8 protein-coding genes are annotated in these 10,366 nt (G+C 49.4%); 5 read left to right on the plus strand and 3 right to left on the minus strand.

What is annotated here, in order from left to right; all coding sequences use genetic code 11:
• Positions 1–117 precede the first annotated feature (117 nt).
• Entirely contained in the window at positions 118–684 is a 567-nt protein-coding gene (locus QUA42_RS27130) for a transposase (RefSeq protein WP_333141725.1), read from the plus strand.
• A gap of 67 nt (positions 685–751) precedes the next feature.
• Here QUA42_RS27130 and QUA42_RS27135 read toward each other — a convergent pair whose 3' ends face one another.
• Together QUA42_RS27135 and QUA42_RS27140 are read right to left on the minus strand one after the other, a co-directional pair.
• Complete coding sequence (locus QUA42_RS27135) at positions 752–1,309, minus strand: GUN4 domain-containing protein (RefSeq protein ID WP_333141727.1); 558 nt, start codon at positions 1,307–1,309, stop codon at positions 752–754.
• Positions 1,310–1,364: 55 nt separating this feature from the next.
• Complete coding sequence (locus QUA42_RS27140; RefSeq protein ID WP_333141729.1) at positions 1,365–1,517, minus strand: hypothetical protein; 153 nt, start codon at positions 1,515–1,517, stop codon at positions 1,365–1,367.
• 79 nt (positions 1,518–1,596) lie between these two features.
• Between QUA42_RS27140 and ispG the strand changes: the two genes are divergently transcribed.
• Together ispG and ctpC are read left to right on the plus strand one after the other, a co-directional pair.
• Positions 1,597–2,817, plus strand: coding sequence for a (E)-4-hydroxy-3-methylbut-2-enyl-diphosphate synthase (ispG, locus tag QUA42_RS27145; protein WP_333141731.1), 1,221 nt, complete (start codon positions 1,597–1,599; stop codon positions 2,815–2,817).
• A 196-nt stretch (positions 2,818–3,013) separates the two neighbouring features.
• Complete coding sequence (ctpC, locus tag QUA42_RS27150; RefSeq protein ID WP_333141733.1) at positions 3,014–4,369, plus strand: carboxyl-terminal processing protease CtpC; 1,356 nt, start codon at positions 3,014–3,016, stop codon at positions 4,367–4,369.
• Between the two features lie 316 nt (positions 4,370–4,685).
• Here ctpC and QUA42_RS27155 read toward each other — a convergent pair whose 3' ends face one another.
• The gene (locus tag QUA42_RS27155) at positions 4,686–4,892 is read right to left on the minus strand and encodes a DDE transposase family protein (RefSeq protein WP_333141734.1); all 207 of its coding nucleotides are present in this window, start codon (positions 4,890–4,892) and stop codon (positions 4,686–4,688) included.
• Between the two features lie 196 nt (positions 4,893–5,088).
• Between QUA42_RS27155 and QUA42_RS27160 the strand changes: the two genes are divergently transcribed.
• Together QUA42_RS27160 and QUA42_RS27165 are read left to right on the plus strand one after the other, a co-directional pair.
• The gene (locus QUA42_RS27160; RefSeq protein ID WP_333141736.1) at positions 5,089–7,641 is read left to right on the plus strand and encodes a TIGR03032 family protein; all 2,553 of its coding nucleotides are present in this window, start codon (positions 5,089–5,091) and stop codon (positions 7,639–7,641) included.
• A gap of 253 nt (positions 7,642–7,894) precedes the next feature.
• Positions 7,895–10,366 (plus strand): FG-GAP-like repeat-containing protein (locus QUA42_RS27165; protein ID WP_333141738.1); only part of this gene is annotated, 2,472 nt, incomplete at its 3' end.

Consider the following 10,366-nt stretch of genomic DNA (forward strand, 5'->3'; position numbering starts at 1 on the left):
TTGGTTAATATTAAGCACTTTAAAAACTGGTTTACAAGCTGCTGCTACTGTACTTCATAAACCTGGAATCCGCTGTATCTCCTAGAACCAACTCTACCGGAAGATTTACCTAAAATTATGCACTGGTTAAATTGGTACACTGCTATGTGTTTTAACCGGATGCTCAACCGTACAGGACATTTCTGGGAAAAACGCTATCACAGTACAGGTTTTGCTAATACTGACAAGCGTAGAGCTTTAAATACTTTGCGCTACATTCATGCTAATCCGAAAGCGGCCGGAATGCAGCAAGGATTTTTTTATGATTTCAGCAATTATGGCATTCACGACAGGCTTAGTGATGATGGGATTACTCAATGGCATCCGGCGTTTTTGGCTTTGGGTAAAACTTTAGATGAATGTGCCGCAGCCTACCGCAAATTTTGCAAGAAGTATCGCCCAAAACCGAAACCTGAGTCAAAAAATCATTGGGGAAGTCGTTTGTTAGTGGGGTTGAAAGTTAAGGGAAAGTCGAAAAAGGCTTCACCGGGACAGATGAGTTTGCCTTGGGGAGAGTGGGAGGCGGAAGACCCAGAAATTTTGGCGGTGGCAGAAAAATTTATCTTCGCTAATTGTTACAACCCACAAGTTGCTGGTAGCATTTTAGCCGAGTCCGGTCAGCAGTGCCAGGTATCGGAAACGTAGAACTGGCGTGGTTTCGTGGTTTTTGCCTTTGTAATAAATCTTTATGAAAACCTGAAACGCTTAGATGTTAAACTCTACAAGTATCGAGGCGCTTCCGTAGAGTGTGGAACCTGTGACAATCAACGTTTGCTGAATTATCCGTCCCGCTACGGCAGTATGTTGGGAGGTGTCCTTCCGCGTCCGGGAGGTGTTCCGGAGGTGTTCCCTCCTCGACCCGGGAGGTGCAAACATCATACCAAGGATGCCACCAAACCCAACCTAATCCTTGGCCAAAAATTTCCTCAATTTCCTGCTCATCATCCGTGGGATGCCTCCGCTCCCACAGACTTTCATAGATGCGTTTCTGCACCGAAAAGCCGAAACTTCCGTTACTGTATTTTACCCAAAGTTGGTCAATAGTTCGTAAGTCTTCACAGGGGAATCGATCGAGATATGGACCCCCCGCTGCTTCCCGCATTTTTATTTCCGTTTCCCGATTCGCCTCTTTCCATTTTCGAGTTGCCAGTAAATCGCGCAACTTAGTGTAGTCTACTCCCCGCTCAGATTTGAGGGGAACATCCGGCTCAATTTGAGGCGACTCGCCCGGAATATCGCTGGTCACAATCCTAATCGTTTCATCTGGCATAACTGCTGAAAACTCCAAAGTATTTATATAATTTTGTCATATTCTAACTTATATTCTAACGAGAAATTGCAGCCAAAATCTTCATTAACCTATCTTCGCGTTCCCGGTGATGCCTGCGTAACACGACGAACCCAACCGACATCATGTGAGTGGGAGGTAGGCGAGCATTTTTATCCCAATTCCTAAATCCCAAAACCTCTTTGTCCAAACAGACCCTTTCTATGGCAACCTGAAAAATAGGAAACAGAATTTTATAGAGCTTGGTAACAGAACACTAGCAATCACTTATGCAAACTCTACCAAATCCAACTAAAAGCGCATCTAGCCAACCGATTTTCGACACCACCATCAAACGCCGCAAAACCCGACCAGTCAAAGTCGGTAGCGTCACCATCGGCGGCGGCAACCCCGTCGTCGTACAATCGATGATTAACGAAGACACCCTCGACATCGACGGTTCAGTCGCAGGAATTCGGCGCTTGCACGAGATAGGCTGCGAAATCGTCCGCGTTACAGTGCCCAGCATGGCCCACGCTAAAGCATTAGCCGAAATCAAGCAAAAATTGCACGCCACCTACCAACCCGTGCCCCTCGTCGCCGATGTCCACCACAACGGCATGAAAATTGCCCTAGAAGTCGCCAAACACGTAGACAAAGTGAGAATCAATCCCGGACTTTACGTGTTCGAGAAGCCGAAAGCCGACAGAAGCGAATACACCGACAGCGAATTCGCCGAAATTGGCGAAAAAATCCGCGAAACCCTGGAACCTCTGGTGATTTCCCTGCGCGACCAAGGCAAAGCTTTGCGAATCGGCGTCAATCACGGTTCCCTCGCCGAACGGATGCTGTTTACCTACGGCGACACCCCCGAAGGCATGGTGGAATCGGCCCTGGAATTCATCAAAATTTGCGAATCCCTCGACTTCCGAAACATCGTAATTTCCCTCAAAGCCTCCCGCGCGCCCGTGATGGTTGCTGCTTACCGCTTGATGGTGCACCGGATGGACGAACTCGGCATGGATTACCCGCTGCATTTGGGCGTCACCGAAGCAGGAGACGGCGAATACGGCCGCATCAAATCCACCGCAGGCCTCGCACCTTTGTTAGCTGACGGTATCGGTGACACCATCCGCGTCTCCCTGACAGAGGCCCCTGAAAAGGAGATTCCCGTTTGCTACAGCATTCTGCAAGCCTTGGGACTGCGGAAAACGATGGTTGAGTATGTCGCTTGTCCTTCCTGCGGTCGCACTTTGTTTAATTTAGAGGAAGTGTTACACCAAGTGAGAGAGGCGACGAAGCATCTCACGGGTTTGGACATAGCAGTAATGGGCTGTATTGTCAATGGCCCGGGAGAAATGGCTGATGCTGATTACGGCTACGTCGGGAAGCAACCGGGTTATATTTCGCTGTACCGGGGCCGGGAAGAAATTAAGAAAGTGCCAGAAGACCGAGGCGTGGCAGAATTGATTGACTTGATTAAATCGGACGATCGCTGGGTTGATCCTTAGCCCCCGAAGAACAGGCAAGATGCCTGTTCCACAAAACATCAAGTTTCTTGTGGGAAGTAGGGGTTGGGCTTCTAGCCCGCCCTGAATAGAACTCGGCCAAGTTGAATAATATATGTACGTCAACTGCGAGCCGGCCTTGCCTGTGTTAGATTGAGCGTAATTATTCTGAACTCTTTTCCTCCCGCGCGTCAGACAAATGGTTATAACAAAACGAGGGCTTGTTCTAAGTGCAGCAGCAGTGGTACTCACTGCTGTAACTCTTGCGAACACTGGTTGCAGTTCTAAATCTCTGGCTTCTTTTCGGGGAAGCCCTAAAGAGTTAGTTGATGAAGTTTGGCAGATTATTGACAAAAGTTATGTGGATGGCACTTTTAACCAGGTTGACTGGAAAGCGGTGCGGAATGATTATTTGAACCGGACTTATACCAGCGACGAGGAAGCTTACAAAGCAATTCGGGAAATGCTGAAGAAGCTGGACGATCCTTATACGCGGTTTATGGACCCTCAAGAGTTCAGAAATATGCAGGTTGAAACTTCTGGGGAACTGACAGGAGTTGGGATTCAGTTGACTCAAGATGAGGAAACTAAGAAGTTGGTGGTGATTTCGCCGATCGAAGATACCCCTGCTTTTACTGCTGGGATTCTAGCAAAAGATATCATTACTAAGATTGACGGCAAGAGCACAGAAGGCATGGATACGAATCAAGCAGTAAGTTTGATTCGCGGTCAGGTGAATACTGAGGTGACGCTGACTATTTTGCGGGGAAGCAAGGAATTAGAATTTAAGCTGAAACGCGCTAAAATTGAAATTCATCCAGTGCGGAAGTCGGTGCAGAAAACTCCCATCGGAGAAATCGGCTATATTCGCTTAAATCAGTTCAGTGCGAATGCTGCATCGGAAATGCGATCGGCAATTAAGGATTTGGAACAGAAAAAGGTGACGGGCTATATTTTAGACTTGCGTTCCAATCCAGGCGGGTTGCTGTACGGAAGTATTGAAATTGCTCGGATGTGGCTCAAAGAAGGTACGATCGTCTCTACGGTCGATCGAGTCGGTGAAGCCGATAAACAAACCGCAAACAAGGCAGCGATCTCAGACAAACCGTTAGTTGTACTGGTAGACGGCGGTTCAGCAAGTGCTAGCGAGATTCTATCCGGTGCTTTGCAAGACAACAAACGCGCGGTTTTGGTGGGAACAAAGACGTTTGGTAAAGGTTTAGTTCAATCAGTACGCGGCGTGGGAAATGGTGCCGGTTTGGCGGTGACAATTGCCAAGTATTTTACTCCCAACGGTACTGATATCAACCACGCCGGGATTGAACCGGATTTTAAGGTAGAACTCACCGACGCTCAAAAACAGGAATTGAGGCGCGATCGCGATAAAATTGCTACGACGGCCGATCCGCAGTACGCGAAAGCTATGGAAGTTTTGACAAAGCAAGTTACTGGTAAAACAGGGAACAATAAGGCGGAGTCGAAACCGAATGCAGCGCCACCTAAGCCGACTGCAACGCAAGCAAAACCGAGTGCGGCACCTTCTAAATCTAAATAGAAACCCTGTGTAGGGTTTCAGTCAAACAAAAGCATTCGGGGGAAGATTTACGGCTCAAAGCCCAGATTTTAAACTCGAATGCTTCGCTGTTTTTGGCAATTCGTCCGGTGCAACCGAAATTGATCTAATTCATCTGCGTTAATCTGTGTTAATCTGCCCTCATCTGCGGTTAAAAAAAGAGAATGTAAACCGCAGATGACAATGGATTAACGCAGATTCACGCAGATGATGAGAAGAGAGATAGGAATAATTCCGATGCTAACAGATTTGATATCGCGTTAGCTTTCGCGATGGGGAGGAAAGTAATAGTAATTCGTCATTGCGGCTGGCATTTGCCGGCGCGAATTAATCCGATGCGGCGGGCGATGGCATCTTCGGCAGAATCGTAAGGCCCCCACTTTTCAATAATACTCTGGTTTTGTTCTTCAAGTTGCGCGATCGTCTGCGAGGACTCCGCCAACGGCAAAATTTCGCAATTACCCGCAGGACGTTTGACAATATAAAATTTTGATGTTTCTGTCATAGCTAAATTCGTCAAATAAAAGGTGGATACTAACTAGGCAATGGGATAATTATATCGGCGTTGCTGATTTACGGTATAAACGGCTAAATATGCAAATCATAAAAACCATTTTCCACAAAGCTTCGGGATTTTTGCCTGGTTCTTTTTCATACCCTGATTAAGCAAAGCCAAAAATCTTTAACTACAAAGCCAATTTATGAGTTCTATTGTTCAGATTACCGCCTTAACACGCTTGAATGAATGGCTGGCTGCACAGAAAATCAGCCTCGCCTTCACCACCTATCAAACCAATCGGTTATTTCTGATCGGATTGAAACCCGATGGCAGGTTGTCAGTTTTCGATCGCGAATTCGATCGCCCGATGGGACTATTTGCCACCCCAGAAAGCCTCGTGATGAGTACCTGTTATCAAATCTGGCAATTTGACAATCTTTGCCGTGAGGAAGTGGGCGATTATTTAGAGTACGACAAACTCTACGTTCCCCGCATCGGCTACACCACCGGTGATATCAATACTCACGACCTCATCGTAGATAAATCGCAAAACTGGGTATTTGTCAATACCCAATTTAGTTGTCTGGCAACGCGCGATCGCGACTACAGTTTTCGCCCCATCTGGCAACCGCCGTTTATTTCCTCCCTCGCCGCCGAGGATCGTTGCCACCTCAACGGTTTAGCAATGGTAGAAGGCGAACCCGCTTACGTTACTGCTTGTTCCCAAACCGATATTCCCGCAGGTTGGCGATCGCATCGAGAAGGCGGCGGCTGCATTATCGATATCCGTTCTAACGAAATCATTTGTAGCGGCTTAACCATGCCCCATTCGCCCCGATTTTACCAGAATAAACTGTGGGTACTCAACTCCGGTACTGGCGAATTAGGCTATGTAGAAAATGGACAATTTCAGGCGATCGCCTTCTGCCCCGGTTTCGTGAGAGGGTTGGCATTTCATAACAACTATGCGATCGTCGGACTCTCCAAACCCAGACATGAAAATTTTCAAGGATTGGCATTAAGCGATCGCTTATCCGCCCAACAGCAACAACCTCAATGCGGATTGATGGTAGTGGATTTAAACACAGGCAATATCATCCACTCGCTGATATTTGAAGAAGTCGTCAAAGAATTATTTGACATTGCTGTATTGCCCGGAGTGCGGCAGCCAATGGCATTAGGATTTCAAAGCGACGAAATCGAACGTTTAGTTACTTTCCCAGGTTCTAGTATTATATCAATCAGACCCGGCATTCATCAACCCCCCGAAACATCTGTCAAAGTCAGCGAATCCCTCGTGCCTGCCGTGGTTAGCACAGAAAAATTAGAAACCGCAGCCGCAGCTTTCGAGCGCGGCAGGGACTTACAAAAACAAGGAAAATTGGCAGAAGCAGCCGCATATTTTCAAGAAGCCATTTCCCTCGATCGCAACTATATCCCAGCCTACAATAACTTAGGAAATCTCCTGCAATTACAAGGAAAAATCCCAGAAGCGATCGCCCTGCTGCAACGCGCCATCGAGATTAATCCCAATCTAGCAGCCACCCGCTGCAATCTCGCCAGCGCTTACCTATTGCAAGGGAATATCGCCGCAGCCAAAGCTGGATATGAGGAAACAGTACAACTCAATCCGAATTTCTATCTCGCCTATCTCAACCTCGGAAAATTGCACGCCTCGCGCCAAGAAACTGCCATCGCTGAAGGTTATTTGAGAGAAGCGCTGCGCCTCAAACCCGACAATGCCGAAGTGAGAACAGCCCTTGAAAGCCTGACTTCTGGAAAACCAACCTTGTTAAACCCACCGCGTCAACCAGAAGAAACGCGCTATCCCGTCAAATACCAAGCTGTTTACAATCTCACAGCCGACAATATTTCCGCCTACGATGCCTTCACCTTTCCCAGCCTGCAAAAACGCTGGCAAACCCGAACTAAACAGGGCGAACTTATAGGAATTTCCGCCGCCATTTCCCATCAAATGGTAGGAATGGCGATCGCAGAAATCCTTCCCGAATCCCAGAACCCGCCCTCCTTATCTGCCAGCATCATCTCCTGCTACGTCGTTCCCAACCATCGCCATCAAAACATCGGCACAACCCTGATCGGGAATTTGGAAAAAGAACTGAAAAAAGTCGGTTGTCAGCGAGTCGAAATCTCCTACAAAAGCAGTGAATTAACAGCACTAGCCCTCGAACCCCTATTAAAAAACAGGGGCTGGCTCCCCCCTGAAACCACTTTTTTATTAGCCCAAACCACAACCAAAAAAATTGCCGAAGCCCCTTGGCTGCACAAATACCCCTTACCCGATTCATTTACCGTTTTTCCCTGGAGCAAAATCACCGCCCAGGAGCGCCAAGCCATTCTCCAACAAGGGGAATATCCCAACCCATTGAATCCCTTTAGCGACGAATCCAGAATCGAACCGCTCAATAGTTTAGGATTGTGCCATAATGGAGAAGTCATCGGCTGGATGATCACCCACCGCGTCGCCCCAAATACTATTCGCTACTCCAGCTTATTGGTGCGAAAAAAGTATCAAAAATTAGGTCGAGGAATATCCTTGTTAGCCGCATCAATTAAACTGCAAATCGACAGTGAGATAGAGAATTGCACTTTTTCAGTGGCGGCAGACAACGAGCCAATGCTCTCCTTCCTTAATCGGCATCTGCGCCCCTATTTAACGGGAATCGGCTCTTCGCGCATCGCCGTTAAACTGTTACAGAAGTCTCTCGGTTTTACTAAAGCTTCAAACAGCTAAAGTATTACTTCACTTGGGCGCGATGCCTCTCCTTAACCCTTACCCCTAGCTCGGTTTTCAAAACCAAACCGAGCTAGGGGTTGACACATTTAAAGTTAACCTTCTATCATAGAACAATATAAAAAAAATGTCATCCCCCTGCGGGAATAGCCGCACCAAAAATTCAAACAGCCTAAAATCAAGCCGCTCTGAAAGTATCCAAAACTCAGGGTAATAGCCCAAATCCCCCTGACCCCCTACCCATTAAAAAACTATGCCCGCCTTTGCCGCCCCCCAAACAAACCCCTTCAACCTCACCGCTGTGGGGACTTACGCCTCTCCCACCTTAGTCGATATTGACGGCGACGGCGATTTAGATGCCTTCGTTGGGTCAGGTGACGGCAACACTTTCTACTACCGGAATACCGGCACCGCTAGCGCCCCAGTCTTTGCCGCCCCCCAAACTATCCCCTTCAACCTCACCGATGTGGGGAATTACGCCTCCCCCACCTTAGTCGATATTGACGGCGACGGCGATTTAGATGCCTTCGTTGGGGAACTTGACGGCAACACGCGCTACTACCGGAATACCGGCACCGCTAGCGCCCCAGCCTTTGCCGCCCCCCAAATTAACCCCTTCAACCTCACCGATGTGGGGTATACTGCCTCCCCCACCTTTGTCGATATTGACGGCGACGGCGATTTAGATGCCTTCGTTGGGAGTAATGACGGCAACACTTACTACTACCGGAATACCGGCACCGCTAGCGCCCCAGTCTTTGCCGCCCCCCAAACAAACCCCTTCAACCTCACCGATGTGGGGAATAACGCCTCCCCCACCTTTGTCGATATTGACGGCGACGGCGATTTAGATGCCTTTGTTGGGAGAAGTAACGGCGACACTTTCTACTACCAGAATACCGGCAACGCTAGCACCCCAGCCTTTGCCGCCCCCCAAAATAACCCCTTCAACCTCACCGATGTGGGGAGTTACGCCTCCCCCACCTTTGTCGATATTGACGGCGACGGCGATTTAGATGCCTTCGTTGGGGCACGGGACGGCAACACTTACTACTACCAAGATTTGCTTCCCGGTGTCAGCATTGCCCCCGGCACTACACCCAGCGAAGCCGAACCCACTGCCCCCGTCAACGGCAACTTCGTCGTCACCCTCTCAGCCGCCGCCACCGCCAACACCACCATCAACTACACCGTCAGCGGTAAAGCCACACCGGGCAGCGACTACACCGCCTTATCGGGTAGCGTCACCATCCTCACAGGGCAAACCACAGCCAATATTAACGTCATTCCCCTCTTAGATAACGTCAGCGATCCCAGCGAAACCGTACAAATCACCCTCACTGCTGGCACAGGATACAACCTAACGAAGACTAAAACTGCCGTACTGCGAATCGCCGATAACATACCCAAAACTTTTGCCGCCCCCCAAACAAACCCCTTCAACCTCACCGCTGTGGGGACTTACGCCTCCCCCACCTTTGTCGATATTGACAGCGACGGCGATTTAGATGCCTTCGTTGGGGCACGGGACGGCAACACGCGCTACTACCAGAATACCGGCACCGCTAGCGCCCCAGTCTTTGCCGCCCCCCAAACTAACCCCTTCAACCTCACCGATGTGGGGTATTCTGCCTCCCCCACCTTTGTCGATATTGACGGCGACGGCGATTTAGATGCCTTCGTTGGGGCAAAGGACGGCAACACTTTCTACTACCGGAATACCGGCACCGCTAGCGCCCCAGTCTTTGCCGCCCCCCAAACTAACCCCTTCAACCTCACCGATGTAGGGAGTTTCGCCTCCCCCACCTTTGTCGATATTGACGGCGACGGCGATTTAGATGCCTTTGTTGGGGCAGTGGACGGCAACACGCGCTACTACCAGAATACCGGCACCGCTAGCGCCCCAGTCTTTGCCGCCCCCCAAACTAACCCCTTCAACCTCACCGATGTAGGGAGTTTCGCCTCCCCCACCTTTGTCGATATTGACGGCGACGGCGATTTAGATGCCTTTGTTGGAGCAGTGGACGGCAACACGCGCTACTACCAGAATACCGGCACCGCTAGCGCCCCAGTCTTTGCCGCCCCCCAAACTAACCTCTTCAACCTCACCAATGTGGGGTTGGTCGCCTCTCCCACCTTTGTCGATATTGACGGCGACGGCGATTTAGATGCCTTTGTTGGGGCTAATGACGGCAACACGAGCTACTACGAAAACGCCCCCATTGTCAGCATCGCCGCAGGCATTACTCCCGCAGAAGGTGGCGCAAGCGGCACTTTTACCATCACCCTCAACGATATTGCACCGGATGGTTTTACAGTTGCTTACACAGTAGGGGGAACCGCAACCAATGGCACTGACTACACCACCTTATCGGGAACCGTCACCATCCCAGCCGGACAAACCACTGCCACTATTAACGTCGTTCCCACCGACGATGCCATTGTCGATCCCAATGAAACCGTTACTATCACCCTCATAGACGGTGCAGCTTACAACCTCGCCGCTGCCCCCAACAATACCGCTTCGCGAACCATTACTGATAACGACATTGCCGGAGTCACAATCACTCCCACTGCTACCCCAGCTACAGAAGGCGGTGCAACGGGTAATTACACAGCAGTTTTAACATCACAACCAACAGGCAATGTTACTCTTGCCATTGGTAACACTTCTCAAACAACTACTGACGCTGCCACACTTACTTTTACCTCACTTAATTGGAAT

This window comes from Microcoleus sp. Pol11C2, from assembly GCF_036701505.1.
GTDB lineage: Bacteria > Cyanobacteriota > Cyanobacteriia > Cyanobacteriales > Microcoleaceae > Microcoleus.